At 54.1% G+C, this 17,726-nt stretch carries 17 protein-coding genes; 13 read left to right on the top strand and 4 right to left on the bottom strand.

Annotated elements, in window-relative coordinates:
• Nucleotides 1-239 precede the first annotated feature (239 nt).
• The 12 genes from KJS40_RS10600 (at nt 240) to KJS40_RS10655 (ending at nt 12,772) form a co-directional block, all read left to right on the top strand.
• On the top strand, nt 240-617 hold the full coding sequence (locus KJS40_RS10600; protein WP_213537618.1) for a hypothetical protein: 378 nt from the start codon (nt 240-242) through the stop codon (nt 615-617).
• A 369-nt stretch (nt 618-986) separates the two neighbouring features.
• Complete coding sequence (locus KJS40_RS10605) at nt 987-2,426, top strand: TolC family protein (RefSeq protein ID WP_213537620.1); 1,440 nt, start codon at nt 987-989, stop codon at nt 2,424-2,426.
• On the top strand, nt 2,423-3,964 hold the full coding sequence (locus KJS40_RS10610) for an efflux RND transporter periplasmic adaptor subunit (protein ID WP_213537622.1): 1,542 nt from the start codon (nt 2,423-2,425) through the stop codon (nt 3,962-3,964). Before KJS40_RS10605 ends, KJS40_RS10610 begins: the two co-directional genes overlap by 4 nt.
• Before the next feature lie 62 nt (nt 3,965-4,026).
• Complete coding sequence (locus KJS40_RS10615) at nt 4,027-7,194, top strand: CusA/CzcA family heavy metal efflux RND transporter (protein ID WP_213537624.1); 3,168 nt, start codon at nt 4,027-4,029, stop codon at nt 7,192-7,194.
• A 288-nt stretch (nt 7,195-7,482) separates the two neighbouring features.
• Complete coding sequence (locus KJS40_RS10620; protein WP_213537626.1) at nt 7,483-7,854, top strand: exosortase system-associated protein, TIGR04073 family; 372 nt, start codon at nt 7,483-7,485, stop codon at nt 7,852-7,854.
• Between the two features lie 529 nt (nt 7,855-8,383).
• Nucleotides 8,384-8,686 carry an antibiotic biosynthesis monooxygenase gene (locus KJS40_RS10625; RefSeq protein ID WP_213537628.1) on the top strand — a complete coding sequence of 101 codons (303 nt, stop codon included), beginning with the start codon at nt 8,384-8,386 and terminating at the stop codon, nt 8,684-8,686.
• A gap of 156 nt (nt 8,687-8,842) precedes the next feature.
• On the top strand, nt 8,843-10,060 hold the full coding sequence (locus tag KJS40_RS10630) for a DUF2863 family protein (protein WP_213537629.1): 1,218 nt from the start codon (nt 8,843-8,845) through the stop codon (nt 10,058-10,060).
• Nucleotides 10,061-10,148: 88 nt separating this feature from the next.
• A complete protein-coding gene (gene msrB, locus KJS40_RS10635; RefSeq protein WP_213537631.1) occupies nt 10,149-10,556 on the top strand; it encodes a peptide-methionine (R)-S-oxide reductase MsrB in 408 nt (135 codons plus the stop codon).
• Between the two features lie 274 nt (nt 10,557-10,830).
• The gene (locus KJS40_RS10640) at nt 10,831-11,376 is read left to right on the top strand and encodes a septation protein A (RefSeq protein ID WP_025041095.1); all 546 of its coding nucleotides are present in this window, start codon (nt 10,831-10,833) and stop codon (nt 11,374-11,376) included.
• A complete protein-coding gene (locus KJS40_RS10645) occupies nt 11,376-11,675 on the top strand; it encodes a YciI family protein (protein ID WP_213537633.1) in 300 nt (99 codons plus the stop codon). The genes KJS40_RS10640 and KJS40_RS10645 overlap by 1 nt, the downstream gene beginning before the upstream one ends.
• Nucleotides 11,676-11,684: 9 nt before the next feature.
• A complete protein-coding gene (locus KJS40_RS10650; protein ID WP_213537635.1) occupies nt 11,685-11,948 on the top strand; it encodes a BolA family protein in 264 nt (87 codons plus the stop codon).
• 26 nt (nt 11,949-11,974) lie between these two features.
• Nucleotides 11,975-12,772, top strand: coding sequence for a peptidyl-prolyl cis-trans isomerase (locus tag KJS40_RS10655; protein ID WP_025041098.1), 798 nt, complete (start codon nt 11,975-11,977; stop codon nt 12,770-12,772).
• 117 nt (nt 12,773-12,889) lie between these two features.
• On the opposite strand, the gene alr is transcribed toward KJS40_RS10655, so the two are convergent.
• Complete coding sequence (gene alr / locus KJS40_RS10660) at nt 12,890-13,963, bottom strand: alanine racemase (RefSeq protein WP_213537636.1); 1,074 nt, start codon at nt 13,961-13,963, stop codon at nt 12,890-12,892.
• A gap of 199 nt (nt 13,964-14,162) precedes the next feature.
• Between alr and lplT the strand changes: the two genes are divergently transcribed.
• On the top strand, nt 14,163-15,437 hold the full coding sequence (gene lplT / locus KJS40_RS10665) for a lysophospholipid transporter LplT (protein WP_213537638.1): 1,275 nt from the start codon (nt 14,163-14,165) through the stop codon (nt 15,435-15,437).
• Nucleotides 15,438-15,625: 188 nt separating this feature from the next.
• Here the strand turns inward: lplT and KJS40_RS10670 are convergent, their stop codons facing one another.
• Genes KJS40_RS10670 through KJS40_RS10680 form a run of 3 tightly spaced genes read right to left on the bottom strand, consistent with a single transcriptional unit; the run spans nt 15,626 to nt 17,675 of the window.
• Nucleotides 15,626-16,126, bottom strand: coding sequence for a TPM domain-containing protein (locus tag KJS40_RS10670; RefSeq protein ID WP_213537640.1), 501 nt, complete (start codon nt 16,124-16,126; stop codon nt 15,626-15,628).
• Complete coding sequence (locus tag KJS40_RS10675) at nt 16,127-17,041, bottom strand: YgcG family protein (protein ID WP_244859553.1); 915 nt, start codon at nt 17,039-17,041, stop codon at nt 16,127-16,129.
• Between the two features lie 40 nt (nt 17,042-17,081).
• Complete coding sequence (locus KJS40_RS10680; protein WP_213537642.1) at nt 17,082-17,675, bottom strand: LemA family protein; 594 nt, start codon at nt 17,673-17,675, stop codon at nt 17,082-17,084.
• Nucleotides 17,676-17,726 lie beyond the last annotated feature (51 nt).

Genomic DNA, 17,726 nt, shown 5'->3' on the forward strand with positions numbered 1-17,726 from the left:
CTTCGGTTGATTGATAGAGAGCAGGAAAGTGCCATCGCAGTGTTAATGACCTTTACCCTCATGGATCAAACATTCATATCACTATAGTTCACAAACTTGCGCATTTCCGAGAATGAGAGCAGCTGAATTATTTGGGCAATTCATTGCTCCCTATAAGAAATCCTGAGCTTGGCCTGTGCTAACGAGAAAAAAAGCAGCTATTGGCATTATTCGTTCCCGGGTATAGAATCTAGGAAGCCATGAACCCACGACGCCATATCCACCCCGTCATGCTTGTACTGTTCGTCACCATGATGACGAACGCATTTAGCTGGGCGTTTAACGGCGAGGTTTTCGCTCATGAGCTCGATCATGAGCATCACGTTCTTTCTCTCGATCCAACAGCTCATCTCGAGGCCCATCAGCATGCGGCAATAAACGATGAGGGCCATCTGGATGCCGCTACTCATTTGTGTCTTCACGCGGCAGGACAGTATCAGCCCTTTTTCTTTACGGCTCCTTTAACTGTACCCACTTTCACCGGTATGGAAGTTCTGGGGATCTTTGTCTCTGCCACCGTTCCCGAATCCATTCCCGAGTCACCTCTGCATCCACCCCGAAACATCCTGGCAAGCTGAATCTGCAAGTCTCAGCATGCGTATCCCCCTGGCTTTGCTTTGGGCGGACCCGGCTCGCCGGGAGAATACTTCGAGGCCTTTATCCTCGCGCCCATTGTGCCGCTGCGCCATGCGCAGACTTGCCCTATTCTCATCTACGTAAGGACCGGCTGACTCATAGGAGCGCCGGTTACGGAGTTCGATATCTACCCCGGATGTTTCATAAATTGACGCGCGCCCTCGCTGGTCTTTTGTTTCGTATGAAAATTTCGTTCAGTCGGGCGTATGAATAACTACGCCACTCTTTCACGAAATCTCCCTACAAATCCTGCGCAATCATCACGCGAATTTATGACACATCCGGGTTACGTAGCCTTGCGGAGGATTTTCATGAGCTTTGATGTATTGTTCGCGCCGTCACGATATTCCGTGCTGGCTGGATGCCTTGTTCTTGCACTGAACTGGCATTCTTCGGCAATTGCGGAAAATACTTTTGTCGGCGTTATTCCCGACAGAAGCCCGCGCTTCCCCGATGCGCTCCAGCCTGAGGAAAAGGGCGATTTGACGTTACGGGACGCCGCGCTGCTTGCATTACAGCGCAATCCCGAGCTGGCCTCTTTTGCCAAGGAGATGCGCGCCCTGGAAGGCGCAACGCTTCAAGCGGGGCTGCTGCGAAACCCCGAATTATCGATCAACGTCGAAAATGTCGGAAATATCCAGCCGCTTCAGGGCGATGTCAACTCGCAAAAGGCGGTTACGCAAGAGGTTGTACAACAAATCACGACTATCCGCATCAGCCAGCTGATCGAGCTCGGCGGGAAACGCGCGGCTCGAGTCAACGCGGCGCTGCTTGGTGAAGAACTGGCAGGTAAAGACTACGAAACAAGACGGGTGGAACTTATCGCCCGGATAGCAAACACCTTCACGGAAGTGCTGGCCGGACAAGAACGTGTGCGTCTTGCCGAGGATAACCTGCAACTGGCGCAGGGGGTAGTCAGTACAACCGGAAAGCGTGTTCAGGCCGGCAAGGTGCCCCCCATCGAGGAGACCAGGGCGGGAGTGACACTATCCACCACGCGCATCGAGCTTGAGCAAGCGCAGCGTGATCTGGCATCGGCGCGCAAACGGCTGACGCTGCTATGGGGCAACGCTTCTCCCCGATTTACCCGGGCGCTGGGAAATCTTGAATTATTGATCACCCTGCCGAGCTTTGAAGTTCTCTCGGAACGCGTCCTCAGCAGCCCCGCAGCGCTTCGCGCCATAAAAAATATAGCACAGCGTAAAGCACTGCTGGAGGTGGAACAGACCCGTCAGATACCGAATCTTACCGTGAACGCGGGTGTCGTTCACCACGCGCTGCTCGGGGGCAATACGCCTGTGGTCAGCCTGGTGATGCCGTTGCCATTTTTCGACCGTAATCAGGGCAATGTCCGCGAAGCGCATCAACGTGTAGATAAGGCCATCGACGAGCAGGCAGCCATCGACCTGCGGCTTAAAGCTGAGCTCACGCTTGCGTATGAGGCTTTGTCGAGCGCACAAAACGAGGTAGGGATACTGCGCGACGAAATTCTACCTGCGGCCAGAAGCGCGTTCGAGGTTACCAACAGAGGCTATGAGCTGGGTAAATTTGGATTTCTTGAAGTACTGGATGCGCAGCGGACTTTATTCCAGAACAGAATTCTTTATGTGCGCGCGCTCGCGAATTACCACCGCCTGGTCAATGAGATCGAACGCGTGATTGCAGCGCCCATTGATGGAGCCATAACTCCCGCTGCCATCAACGGCAACAATACAAATGGCACAAATGGGAATTCGAGGAGCACATTGTGAACAAGCGTCAAAGGATATCGATTGCCGTTGTCATCGTAACCGGGGTCGTACTGGGTGGGTTAATCCTTGGATGGGACAAGGCTCCTTCTCACGATACCCTGCATGAAGTCCATGATGAAGCTGCCGCCTCCGGCGCTCGCGAAGACCATGATCACCCAGCGACGGAAAAACGAGCTGGACAAGAGCCCGGCAAAGGTCCGAAGGGAGGAAAACTGTTTGTCAAGGATGGATTCGGCGTAGAGGTCACCATTTTTGAAAAAGGGGTGCCGCCGCAATTGCGCCTCTACCTCTATAAAAACGGGAAACCTCTTCCGCCCGCTGCCGCGAAAGTAACGGTCACACTATCCCGGCTGGGTGCGCCGGCGCAGATATTCAACTTCAAGCCTGAGGCCGATTATCTGCTGGGCGACCAGGTGGTGGAGGAACCTCACTCATTCGATATGGCAATTGCCGCGGAACACGACGGTGAAACATTTCGCTGGGGCTACAGCCAGGTCGAAGCACGGGTAGCAATGCCGGACGAAATGCTGAAAAGCATCGGCGTCGAAATACGCACTGCCGGGCCAGCGACGCTCAGGCTGACACTCAAGCTGCCCGGCGAGATCGTATTCGATGAGCATACCATCGTGCAGGTCGTACCCCGGTTGCCGGGCATTGTGGATGCCGTCTATCGACATCATGGCCAGCATGTGCAGAAAGGCGAGGTGCTCGCAGTCATCGAAAGCATGATGCTGGCGGATTTACGCAGCCAGCTCTTCGCGGCGCGAAAACGGCTGGGGCTGGCGCGGATCACATTTGAACGCGAGAAGCAGTTGTGGGAGGAAAAGATCTCCGCAAAGCAGGATTATCTCACCGCCCAGCAGGCGCTGGCCGAAGCCGAGATCGCCTCCGATCTCGCCTTATCCAAACTACGTACGCTTGGCGTGCGGCCCGAGGCAATTCATCAGGAGCGCGATCTGTCCCGCTATGAGATTCAGGCGCCGATTCCGGGCCTTATTACCGCCAAAGCCATAGCCCAGGGCCAGACGCTCAAAGAGGATACGGCTATCTTCACCATAGCCGATGTGTCCACGGTATGGGCGCAAATCACGGTGTATGCGAAAGACCTGGATGTACTCAAGATCGGACAGAAGGCGAAGGTGAAAGCAACAGCCATCGATGTCGAGGGCGAAGGTGAAATCTCCTACATCAGCGCCCTCGTCGGTGCCGCGACCCGCACTGCCACCGCGCGGATCATACTGGATAACAAGGATGGCAGATGGCGCCCCGGCATGTTTGTCACCGCGGAACTGGTGGCCGAAGAAATTCAGGTGCCTGTCGCGGTATCGGTCGATGCCATCCAGACACTGAACGACTGGTCGGTGGTGTTCGGCCGCTACGGCGAGCATTTTGAAGCACGTCCGCTGAAGCTCGGGCGCAGCGATGGCAAGATGGTGGAGGTGCTTAGCGGACTTTCCGCCGGGGAGCAGTATACGGCGGGCAACAGTTTTATCATCAAATCCGAACTCGGCAAGGCAGGCGCATCCCATGATCACTGAAAATCGGCGCGGCCAGCCGGCAAGCTGCAGGTCAGCCACAATATTTTCGATGGCGATACATCATGATTGAACGCATCTTGCAAGGTTCGATACACCGGCGCGTCTTCGTGATGGGAGCGGTGCTGGCGATGGCCGCGGTCGGGGTTTATAGTTTCCAGAAGCTGGCAATTGACGCCGTGCCGGACATTACCAATGTGCAGGTACAGATCAATACACCGGCGATAGGCTATTCGCCGGTGGAAGCAGAACAGCGAGTGACCTTTCCGATCGAGACGGTCATGGCCGGCCTTCCCCACCTTCACCATACCCGGTCCCTCTCCCGCTATGGTTTATCCCAGGTGACGGTTATTTTCGAGGATGGCACCGACATCTATTTTGCGCGCCAGCTGGTCAACCAGCGCATCCAGGAGGCCAAGGCCAAGCTGCCCGTTGGAATTGTGCCCACGATGGGGCCGATCTCTACCGGCCTTGGGGAAATCTTCATGTGGACCGTGGACGCCGGGAAAGACGCACAAAAGCCGGACGGCACCGCATATAGCACGATCGACCTGCGGGAGATCCAGGACTGGATTATCCGGCCCCAGTTGCGCATGGTCAAAGGGGTAGCGGAAGTCAACGCAATAGGCGGCTACGTCAAGCAATTTCACGTCACACCCTATCCCGACAAGCTGCTCTCCTTCGGACTGACATTACAGGATGTCATCGTCGCCCTGGAGCGGAATAATCTTAACGTAGGCGCAGGCTATATCGAAAAAAGCGGTGAACAATACTTGGTTCGAGTGCCGGGGCAGGTGGCCGACCTGGATGAAATCGCCAATATCATTCTCGGCTCGCGGCAAGGCATACCCATACGCATCAAGGACGTTGCGGATGTCCTGATAGGTAAGGAATTACGCACCGGCGCCGCTACGCAGAATGGTGAGGAAATAGTCCTTGCCACCGCGCTCATGCTGATCGGAGAGAACAGCCGGACGGTCTCTCAAGCTGTCGCCGACAAGCTGATAGAGGTTAACCGGACTCTGCCGGAAGGCATCGTCGCGACGCCGGTATACGATCGCACCGATCTCGTGGACAAAACCATCTGGACAGTCGCAACCAACCTGTTCGAGGGTGCAACCCTGGTAATCCTGGTGTTGTTCCTGTTCCTGGGAAACCTGCGTGCTGCGCTGATTACCGCGCTCGTCATTCCGCTTTCGATGCTGTTCACCTTCAGCGGCATGGTGGCCAACCATGTCAGCGCCAATCTGATGAGCCTGGGGGCACTTGATTTCGGCCTGATCGTGGACGGTTCCATCGTCATTGTCGAAAATGCCATCCGGCGGCTCGCGCATGAGCAGACGCGACTGGGACGACTGTTGACGTCGGCCGAACGCTTTGCCGTGGTCTTCGATGCATCCAGGGAAGCCCGACGAGTGCTGATCTACGGCGAACTCATCATCATGGTGGTCTATCTGCCGATTTTCGCGCTGTCAGGCGTGGAAGGAAAGATGTTCCATCCCATGGCTTTCACGGTCGTGATCGCGCTGGTCGGCGCAATGATTCTTTCCATAACATTTATCCCGGCGGCAATTGCGCTCTTTCTCTCGGGGAAGGTAGCGGAAAAAGAAAGCCCGGTAGTGGCGTGGGCGAAGAAAGTGTATGTACCGGCCCTCGCGGCAGCGATGCACAATAAGGCACTCACGATCACGCTTGCGGTGGTGATTGTGGTGCTGTCGGGCCTGCTGACAACGCGGATGGGCAGCGAATTCATACCCAGCCTCAATGAAGGAGACATAGCTCTCCATGCCATACGCATTCCCGGCACGAACCTGACTACTGCCGTCGAGATGCAGGACGAACTGGAGAAAAAAATCAAGGCATTTCCCGAAGTGGACAGGGTGTTCTCCAAGATCGGCACCGCCGAGATTGCGACCGATCCGATGCCGCCAAGCGTAGCGGATACCTTCGTTATCCTGAAGCCGCCGTCGGAATGGCCGGGGCCGCACCATACCAAGCCGCAGTTGGTTGCCGCCATTGAAAAGGCCGTGCGGGAAGTACCGGGTAACAATTACGAGTTCACCCAGCCGATACAGATGCGTTTCAATGAACTACTTTCCGGCGTGCGCGCGGATGTCGCCGTAAAAGTATTCGGCGACGACATGGATACGCTGCTCGCTGTAGGGGAAGAGATCGAAAAAGTTCTGGGCACCATCCCTGGCGCGGCGGATGTGAGGACCGAGCAGATCAGCGGATTGCCGGTATTGTCGATTCAAATGGATCGGGCAAAAATGGCGCGTTTCGGTTTGAATGCGGTGGATATGCAGGATGCCGTTGCCATTTCCATTGGCGGCAGAAGCGCGGGCACTATCTATGAGGGGGATCGCCGCTTCGATTTGCAGGTTCGGCTGCCGGAATCACTACGCAGCAATATCGAGACCCTCGAGCGTTTACCGATCAGGCTACCCGATTCGACCATGGGGGCTACGGCGGCCCCTGGCACTGGCATAGTCGGCTACGTCATGCTGGGCGAGGTGGCCAATCTGGAAGTCGTCCAGGGACCTAATCAGGTAAGCCGCGAAAACGGTAAACGCCGGGTAGTGGTCACCGCTAACGTTCGTGGCAGGGATCTGGGGTCCTTCGTTGAAGAAGCGGAAGCGCTCATCGCAGAAAAGGTGCAGAGTCCGCCGGGCTATTGGATAACCTGGGGAGGGCAATTCGAGCAATTGATTTCAGCGGCGCAGCGCCTTCAGATCGTCATTCCCGTGGCCCTCGGATTGATTTTTGTTCTGCTCTATAACATGTTCGGCAATGTTCGGGACGGATTGCTGATGTTCAGCGGCGTTCCATTCGCGCTTAGCGGCGGAATTGTGGCACTGTGGTTGCGCGATATTCCACTGTCCATTTCAGCCGGCGTGGGATTCATCGCCCTGTCCGGCGTAGCCGTGCTGAATGGCCTGGTCATGCTGGCGTTTATCCGTGATTTACGAGCACAGGGCATGGCCCTGGATGAGGCTATTCAAACTGGCGCTCTCACTCGTTTACGCCCGGTATTAATGACGGCACTGGTGGCAGCACTTGGGTTCGTCCCCATGGCGCTCGCCACCGGAACGGGTGCGGAAGTGCAGCGGCCACTGGCAACAGTGGTAATCGGCGGCATTCTTTCGTCCACCGCGTTGACTCTGCTGGTACTGCCCATATTGTACCGCCTGGTCCATGGCAGCGATGATGATCGCAATGGAATGCGGGGTTGAATACTCACCCCCTTATTTACCCCTTAACCGCCCATTACTCATCGCGGGGCAAGTCTGAAAAAATTGTTGCAGATTCCTTCTGCCGGCCTATCCCGGCGCCCGGAAGAGGCGGCGGAACTGTGGCCTCCATATTCTCCGTTCAATGCATCCATCACTTTCATCAGCGCCTATCGCTTCTCGCCAACCCATGCGCCAAGCGGGATAGGGATAATACATTTGACATTGCATCTCATCCGTGCTAGTGTCAAATCGGGTTTGATTTATTCAATCCACCTTTCGGAGGTATCGATGAAAAGTACGCTGAAACCGTTACTGATACTATCTACTCTGATATTCTTCTCGTCTGAAGCCGCAGTGGCTGCCAGTTATGCGACCTACGGCCTGGGCGTAGGTAATAAACTCGCGCACGGCGCCGCGAATACCGTAACAGGCATCGCGGAAGTTCCGAAGAGCATGCTGATGGAGACTAATGACAAAGGCTTGGGTTATGGACTCACCACAGGGTTGCTGACTGGTATTACCTACGGGGTCGGCCGTTCGCTGGCGGGGGTTGCGGATCTGGGTACGTTCTTTATCCCAGCCAAGCCGCTGGTCTCTCCCGGTTATGCCTGGCAGAATTACCGGACCCAGCAAACTCGATTCCAGCCAAACTGGAAGTAGAAATATATCATTTTGGCAGCGGACTGATCCTCTGCCCTTATACAAGAAGGGAGCTGCGGCTCCCTTCTTGTATAAGGGCATCAATGTAGCAACTACCGTCGGGCGGGCCGTCGCACGCTTCGGGTCTCCGCGCCCTTGCATACCTGCTTGTATCCCGATTCCACCGCCTCGCCAGTTTGGGCTACTCAGTCAACCTGGCAATGATTCCAGACCACGCCAAACCCAGCCATGCTTCTTCTCCTTGGGGCGATCAGCGCCTCGGAAGTATCAATTTATCGAGGGGTAGTGGCAACTCGCTAATTATTGATAACAGATCCAATTCTTCAGTGGAGTGCCTGCCGCTCACTCTAACCGGGCAATTCCACCGCGAAAAAAGCTCGCAGCACTGCCGTCTGCATGGACGACCGATGCAAGGATATGAAGATGGGTGAAAGAACTTTTATTTAGTTGCCAGTCTCGCCATTTGCGGCGAAACGGTATGATGCCTGGAGTTGTGCCTCGTTGTTCAACTTCAGAAAGGAAAGCCATTATGCTAAAAGTCGCTCTATTCGTACGATTACATGCCAAACCAGGGAAGGAAACCGATGTAAGCAATTTTCTCGAACGGGGGCTTACACTCGCGAACCAGGAAGCCCAGACGCCGGTATGGTTTGCTCTTCGCCTGGGCCCATCCACTTTCGGCGTTTTCGATGCATTCGCCGATGAGGCGGGGCGGTCGGCGCATTTATCCGGTCCGATCGCAGAAGCACTGAGCGCCAACGCAGCCGATCTACTGGCGGAACCCCCGCAGATTGAGTATATAGACGTACTCGGCGCGAAGCTTCCACTCTGACGCCATTAGCGGCGAGAAAGCCAGGTAGTGCAGAGGAGCGCAGCAGATGATCGGCTCGTTCCTTCGCATCGTTCGATCCCCTTAAAGCGTATCCTCCTTCCATCCTTGGGATTTAAGTTAAAATATTTTTTTGATCATACGCGCACATCAATTTTAATGAAAAAAACTCGCGCTCCCCATCGCACCAAATCCCCGCGCGCAGTGCAAGAGCTTTGCCGCCTGGCGGCGGGGCTTGCCGCTTCCGGCAGCCGCATAGAAGACGCATTCTGGGAAAACCGGCTTGCGGCAAAGATACACGCCCAACTGCGGACAAGCGACGATCAGAATCTCGAAGCGGCGCTGGATCAGCTTTATGATACTGACCCGGCGGGTTATAGCGAATTCATTTATGCCATAGAGGCGGCAATTGAATGCAGCATATTGACACATGAAGATCGGCGCTATGATGTTCTGATGTTCGCCGTGCCGGTGCTGACCTGGTCGCGGTTTTCGATTCCTTCGGGTCCGGTAGACGAAGAAATGCTGGCCAATTTGCGCGTACAGTTGCAGACCCATGTGCTGGCGCCGAATGTCCAGTTCGTGCTCGCCGATTGCCTGTTCAGTCCCGACCAGTTACCGCGCGGCTATCACCTTACACATGAGCTGGCCGGCAAACTATGGGCAGCAGCGGTGGCGGGAGAGCGCAGGTTGCATATGAACCCCAACCGACTGCCCGAAACCGGCCGTTTCCTCTCCGATACACGCTATCTTCTCGGGGGTATCGCGGTGCCGCAAGGAAAGGCCATGTTCCGCTGGCAGCAAACAGACGGGGCTGGCGAGACCAGAAACAGCAACTTGCCGGCTCTGATGTTATCAAAAGAGGAAATTGTGCCTGCATGGCAGACTCACGGTGGTGAAGCTTTGCGGAAGTTGTTCCTGGGGTGCGCGTTTGAATTGCTGATACCGGATGGCTTTTTTTCGGCCTGGCGCATGGCGGATCGCCTTGCCCGGCCCTATTCCACGCATGCCACCGTTAATTTCCTGCAAACCACCCTGAACATTTCACCTAACAGGCTGCGTGCGGTGATCGCGCCGTTCTATGATCAGTGGCTGGAAGAATACCGTATAGGTTTCACGCTCAAGGATCGCAACGAGGTGCTGTATGGGATAGTATGGGCATTGGTTGGCGATGAAGATGAGAGCAGCGATATCGTAACTCAAATCGAAACGACCTTGCGGGAATGCGGTATAGGCCATACCATGTTGCTGCAAAATCATTTTCTTCTGGACTATTGCGAGGAGTGTGGCGCTCCATTGTTTCCAAACCCGGAAGGCGAGGTGGTACATGCTGAATTTCCGGAAGAAGGTGAAGTGGCTCCGGTACATCTACATTGACAGACACTCTTGATCCGCTTGAAATATATCCCTGAAATATCCCTGAGATACCTTTCAGGTGGCACTAAATTATCGACTGAAGGGAATCATGGACCGAAAAATCGTCAAGTCTGAACAGGAATGGCAAAAGCAGCTCACGCCTCAGCAGTATCATGTTTGTCGCGAGGGTGGTACCGAGCCCGCTTTCACGGGTGAATACTGGAATTGCCACGACAACGGCGTATACCGTTGCGCATGTTGCGGCGCCGCGCTATTCAGTTCGGATACCAAGTTCGATTCAGGCACGGGTTGGCCTTCTTTCTGGCAACCCGTGAACCCGGCCAATGTCACTACCGAGGAAGATGACAGCTTTTTCATGCACCGGACAGAGGTATTGTGTGCTCGCTGCGACGCGCACCTGGGGCATGTATTCGACGACGGTCCTGAGCCAACCGGTTTACGCTATTGCATCAATTCCGGATCACTCAAGCTCGATCGGGGAACGGACAATATATAAACGGATCGATTGCTGACTCGATTGCTTTATCAATGGGGCATATCGTTTTTATAACGCTGAGAGACATGCTGCGCATTTTAGCGGGAACCTGGTTCGACCATTCTTCATTCGTCCAGCCTTTTAAGCCAGGGCGGAGAATTATCTGCCGGGGTTAAAATCTCCCGCAATTTAAGCGTCTATATTCGCTCATCTTTCTGGAAAATTTGAATAGATTTTTCCGTGGCTAGCGGCCATAATCACTCTTCAACGGCTCCTGCCGACCCAGCTGGATATTATGAAGCTTCTTTTTGATCTCTTTCCGGTAATCCTGTTTTTCGTCACCTTCAAAATTTATGGCATCTATGCAGCCACTGCCGTTGCCATTGGCGCCACTTTTGCACAAATCGGCTGGGTCTGGTTTCGCCACCGCAAGGTGGATACCATGCTGTGGGTCAGCCTTGTTATCATCGTTATTTTCGGCAGTGCGACATTGATTCTACAAGATGAAACATTCATCAAGTGGAAGCCGTCGGTACTTTACTGGTTTTTCGCCGCCGCGCTGCTGTTAGCCCCGCTGGTTTTCAAGAAGAATTTGATCCGTATCATGATGAAAGAACAGATCAAGCTGCCAGACCCCGTGTGGGGGCGCCTCAATGCCAGTTGGGCTGCATTTTTCGCGTTGATGGGTGGAGCGAATCTTTACGTGGCTTTCAATTATGATACTGATACCTGGGTCAACTTCAAATTGTTCGGGTTTATGGGTCTGATGGTGGCTTTTGTCTTATTACAAGGTGTGATGCTGGGTAAATACATACAGGACAGCGAGGATAAAGAAGCGTGATGTTCTATGCGATAAGCGGGGAAGATATACCCGACAGCCTGGAAAAACGGCTGGCGGTCCGTCCGGAGCATCTGGAACGCATCAAGATATTACAGGAAGAGGGGCGTCTTATCCTGGCCGGACCCTATCCCGCAATTGACAGCCCCGATCCCGGCCCCGCGGGATTTTCCGGTAGCCTGATCGTGGCCGAATTCGAATCGCTGGAAGCAGCACGAACCTGGGCAGAGGCCGATCCATATGTTACTTCCGGCGTATATGGCAAATTGACGGTCAGGCCCTTCAAAAAAACTTTGCCTTAAATAAAACCGATGAGCACCATCGAATTGATCAAGCAGAAACTTTCTGTTCTTGAACCGGAAAAAATTGAAATCGTGGATGAAAGCGCCAGGCATGCAGGACACGAAGGTGCTAAAAGCGGAGGCGGGCATTACTTGCTTACCATTGTTTCCCGTAAATTTTCCGGCCAATCCGCGTTGGCGCGACATCGTCTGGTCTATACCGCGCTGCAAGAGATGATGCATAAGGATATTCACGCATTAAGTGTAAAAGCGTATACTCCCGAAGAAATTTGATTTTGATCCCATGACAAGGAAGCCCCATGTATTTTATTAAATTTTCTCAACTCACAGCGCTAGGTATTTCCGGACTGATTGCCGTGACGGCTGCTCAGGCTCAAACTGGGTCAACCATGGCCAAGGTGAACGGAGTCGCCATTCCTCAGTCGCGTATCGAATTTATAATGAAAGCACGCGCTGCCCAGGATCAGCCGGATTCTCCTGAAGCCAGAAAAGCCTTGCGCGAGGACCTCATAACCGAGGAAGTCATAGCTCAGGAGGCGAAAAAGAAGGGGCTCGACAAGGACCCGGATTTCATAACCCAACTCGAGATGGCGCGTCAAACAGCTCTGGTTAGGGCCTACCAGGTCGATTACATAAAGAACCACCCGGTGAGCGATGAAGAGCTGCGCAAAGAATATGAAACAGTCAAAACTCAGATGGGTGACAAGGAATACAAGGCACATCATATTTTAGTCGCCACTGAAGCAGAAGCTAAAGATATTATCGCCCGTATCAAAAAAGGTACCAAGCTTGAGAAGATTGCCGAGGAAAAATCCCTGGATAGCGGTAGCAAGAATAAGGGTGGCGAACTCGACTGGAGTCCCGCTGCAAGTTATGTCCAGCCCTTTGCAGAAGCGTTGACCAAATTGACCAAGGGCCACCTTACCGAACAGCCGGTGAAAAGCCCTTTCGGCTGGCATGTCATACGTCTGGACGACGTGCGGCCCCTGAAGGTTCCGCCATTCGAAGAAATAAAGCAAAACCTGGCCCAGCGCGTATTGCAACGTCAGTTTGCGGCATCGGTCGGCGATTTGCGATCCAAGGCGAAGGTTGAATAACCCAAGTTCACCTGCTTGCTGGATAAAAAAGGCGGTCAGTCGACCGCCTTTTTTTGGGCTCAGTTTGAGCAGGTCCAAGCAGAAGCCCGCGCTTTCACCTGCTAAATCAAATCGGAATCAGGTTACTATCTGCATGCGCGGCGCCAACGCGCACAACAACTCATAGCCTACCGTACCGGCTGATTGCGCCACCTCGTCAACGGGCATTCCCTTTCCCCAGAGCGTTACGGGGGTACCTACTCCGGCGCTTTCTATTTCGCTCAGATCTACATGCAGCATATCCATGGACACGCGCCCGACAATGCGGGTGCGCCTGCCGTTCACCAGTATGGGGGTGCCGCTAGACGCATGACGCGGGTAGCCGTCCGCGTAACCCCCCGCCACAATTCCCACGCGCATTGACCTGCCCGCCCGAAAGGTATGACCATATCCGACGCCATCTCTCGGCTCAAGCGTTTGCACCGCGATGATCTTGCTCGATACCGTCATTGCCGGGTGCAAATCCAGCTCGTCAGCCGCGGTATCGGCGAATGGAGAGGCGCCATAAAGCATGATGCCGGGCCGTACCCAATCGGCATGTGTTTCGGGAAAACGCAGGATAGCAGCGGAATTGGCCATTGAACGGGGCAGATACCGCCCTTCGGCGGCAGCGTTGAAACGTTGTAGCTGCGCCGCGATGCTCTCGCTTCTACATGACTCGTCTGCGCGGGCAAAATGCGTCATCACTGTAATTTGACCTACGGCAGGATTCGCCTTGAGGGTTTCCAGCGCAGCGGGAAACTCATCAAGCGTGAATCCCAGCCGATTCATGCCGGTATTGAGCTTCAGAAATACATCCAGCTTGCCGCGTGGCCTGGATGCCGACAGCATGGCGAGCTGCTCGCGGTGATGGATTACGGTGCTTAAATGGTATTGCTCGATCCAACCTAGTTCGCTTATATCGAAAAAACCTTCGAGTAGCAAAATCGTCTGGCGATAGCCCGCCTCGCGCAGCCGCACAGCCGCGTCCAGCTCGAGCATTGCGAACCCCTCTGCTCGAGCTAGCGCTTCGGCGGCACGCAGCAACCCATGGCCATATGCGTCAGCCTTGATCACTGCCATCACGCGAGAGTTAGGGGCGTGCCGGCGAACGACAGACAGATTATATTCGAGCGCGGAGAGATCGATCAGTGCCTGGATGGGACGTGACATCAGCAGGGCAACCTCTGCATAAATCCACCGGAGAGCATTCCGGATTTAAGCAGAGGTTTCTTGGGAGATAACGAAAATTTCATAAGTGATCCTGAATCAGATGGTGCCAATTTTATAGCGCAACGGTTTCGTGATATTGCCCGGATGAGCATTGTATAATTCCTCGCCTTACGGTGAGAAAGTTTTAGGAGAACAAAGCTTGAAACGCGGATTCTATACCATCATGGCAGCGCAGTTTTTCTCTTCACTAGCAGACAACGCGCTGCTGGTCGTCGCCATTGCGCTTTTGGTAGAACTGCACGCGCCTGCTTACCTCACTCCGATGCTCAAATTTGTGTTCGTTTTGTTTTATGTGATTCTTGCTCCGTTCGTTGGCGCTTTTGCCGATTCCATGGCCAAGGGGTGGGTAATGTTCATTAGCAATAGCATCAAGATCGTGGGTTGCAGCCTGCTTTTTCTGGCATCGCATCAGTATTTTGCTCTAGCTGCCTACGCGGTCGTCGGGCTTGGCGCCGCTGCTTACTCTCCCGCTAAATACGGCATACTCACTGAACTGTTGCCCCCCGAAAAACTGGTCGTCGCCAATGGCTGGATCGAAGGTTTGACCGTTGCCTCGATCATAATAGGCACGGTACTGGGCGGGCTGCTGATCTCACCCTCGATCTCCGCCCTATTTTTGACGCTCGACTTTCCACTCATAGACACAGGTGTGAATACCGTCGCGGAAGCTGCCATACTTCTTATCGCCGTATTCTATACCACCGCCGCCATCTTCAATCTGTACATTCCCAATACCGGAGTTGACCACCGCGCTCTCAAGAAAAACCCCCTATTCCTGATGCATGAGTTCGGGCATTGCATGAAGCTGCTATGGACAGACAAGCTCGGACAGATTTCGCTGGCCGTCACTACGCTGTTCTGGGGAGCGGGGGCAACCCTGCAATTTATTGTGTTGAAATGGGCCGATATCGCGCTCGGCTATCCGCTAAGCAAAGCCGCACAATTACAAGGCGTGGTCGCCGTAGGGATCGCGGTAGGCGCTGTCATCGCGGCACGGTTGGTATCGCTCCGGCAGTCGGTAAAAGTGATTCCTCTTGGCATCGCCATGGGGATCGTCGTAATAGCCATGGTTCTGGCGCGCGACCTGTGGATTGCGGTTCCACTTTTAATGCTGATCGGCGGACTTGCGGGATTTTTTGTCGTGCCGATGAATGCCCTGTTGCAACACCGCGGACACATCCTGATGGGTGCAGGCCACTCCATAGCGGTTCAGAATTTCAACGAGAACCTGAGTATTCTCACCATGCTGGCCGTGTATGCGATGCTGGTGAGTTTCGACGTCCATGTTTACACCGTTATTGTTCTGTTCGGCCTGCTCGTGGCTGTAATCATGACTCTGATACGTCAATGGCATTTGCGTAACCAGAGCATTGAAGATTCATTACATCTGATCGGTGCCAATAAAGGGCACTAGTGAATCTGAACAAGTATTGAGAGCGACCTGACCTCTTGGTTACGGCTATAAATGCGTTGCCGGCTGTGCTTCCTGGCATCCTGGACTGAGCAACAACACGGCTCCGTTGCCTCGTGATCATTCGGACTTGGCACAACGCGCTCCGCAGCGGGCTTGCCGGGGGCTTCCCGCGCATCAATATTTTTCTGCTATAAAATAACCGGCCTGTCGGACAGTTCATTTTCTCCACCCTTCCGCTGCGCAGGGAAATGCGTCTGCAAGTGATTGCCGATAGCTCGGATTCCCGCAATTACCCCTGGTTCGAATTGACCTCGACGAAAAGCATCTTCCATTTCGCGACAGATCTTTTCCCACTCCTCAGTATCGACCTTGCTGCTGATTCCACGGTCCGCAACGATTTCAACATCGCGATCCGCGAGCAATAAATAAATAAGCACACCATTGTTATGCTCTGTATCCCAGACACGAAGTTGGGCAAATGCCTCTACGGCTCGTTCGCGTGCCGACTGATCTCTAAGCAGAGGCCACGTATTCAATGCTGCCTCAACCGCGAAAAGTATCTCTCCGTCATGGCTGACTTCAGTTCGGCTGATGGCCTGCTCGATAGCTATCAGCACGGCGTCCGGAAATACACGCCGCACTGCCAGAGAACCGGTAAAACAATGCCGCAGTATGCGTGCAAAATTCATCTACCATCTCCCAGATGCGCCGCCGCCGCCAAAGCCACCACCGCCACCACCAAAACCGCCGCCGCCCCCAAACCCACCGCCACCCCTGCCCCCCATTCCACCGCCCGGCCAGCTACCGCGGCCCCCTCTAAAAACTCCCCCGCCAGGACTGCCGAACAAGCTTACGAAAAATGCAAAGATAGCCGCAATGATGCCGATGACTATCGAAGAAAAAAGCAGCCAGCCCAAAAATCCTGCCGAAGCGCTTACGATGCCGGCGCCGATGAAGCGCCCAAAGAAGGACTGCAACACTTTTGCGACGACGATGAGCATGATAAAAAGGGGAATAATGTTATCCATCACAGCATTTCCCGAGGGAGCACGTTCGCCGCCTCTGGCTTGCGGCGGCGGCAACGGTTCTCCTTCGACCACGCTCATCATTTGCTCGATACCAGCATCGATACCGGCGGCAAAATTGCCCCGCCTGAATTCAGGAACAATCACTTCGTCGACTATGCGCTTTGCCAGCGCGTCCGGCAGCACGCCTTCCAGACCATAGCCCACTTCTATACGCACCGTCCTGTCCTGTTTGGCGATCAGCAGGAGTGCGCCGTCATCGATACCTTTTCGTCCGAGTTTCCACGCCTCGGCAACGCGAATCGAATATTGCTCGATAGTTTCAGGCTGAGTGGTGGGAACAATTAATACCGCAATCTGACTGCCTTTTCTGGTTTCAAATGCGGCCAGTTTCTGTTCCAGTTGCGCGGCGTCATTCGCAGCCAGTGTACCGGTCAGATCGGTAACGCGGGATTTAAGCGCGGGAACGGCCACTTCTGCCATCGACAAAGAAACGGAAAAGAGCAGCGCGAAGAATATAAGAGCTTTTTTTCCGGTTTGTCTCATAAAGAAAAGTTGAGGCGTGGTTTCAAGTTCCATGGTCGGGTTTATGGATTCCCGCGAAAAATCTGTTTTCCCGCTATGGCTTGCTGAAATCCACCTTGGGCGCAACCGAGATTGCTTTCTCGTTTTCAACGGCGAAGCTAGGCTTCACTTTGAACCCAAATACCATTGCCGTAAGGTTGCTGGGGAACGAACGCACGGTGATGTTGTACTCCTGGACCGCCTTGATGTAGCGGTTACGAGCCACGGTGATACGATTCTCGGTGCCTTCCAGTTGTGCCTGCAATTCACGAAAATTGGCATCCGATTTAAGTTGCGGATAGTTCTCCGCCACCACAAGCAAGCGCGACAGAGCGCTTGTCAGTTCCCCCTGGACACTCTGAAACTTCGCAAAGGCCTCGGGGTCGTTGATAAGCTCCGGTGTAGCCTGGATGCTTCCGACCTTGGAGCGGGCATTCGTTACGCCCAGCAGCACGTCCTTTTCCTGCGCGGCGAAACCCTTCACGACGTTTACAAGATTGGGTACCAGGTCAGCGCGACGTTGATACTGATTCAGAACTTCCGCCCAACTCGCCTTGATTTGCTCATCGGTAGACTGTAACGTGTTATAGCCACAACCGCTCAAGGAAAGGGCAATAAGCAACGCCAGGGATCGCAGCAGATTATTCATGAAATTGTTCCCAAAAAAGTGTTGCCGTGCCGTAAATAATTAAACCGTAAA

This window comes from Nitrosospira sp. NRS527 (assembly GCF_018406445.1).
GTDB lineage: Bacteria > Pseudomonadota > Gammaproteobacteria > Burkholderiales > Nitrosomonadaceae > Nitrosospira > Nitrosospira briensis.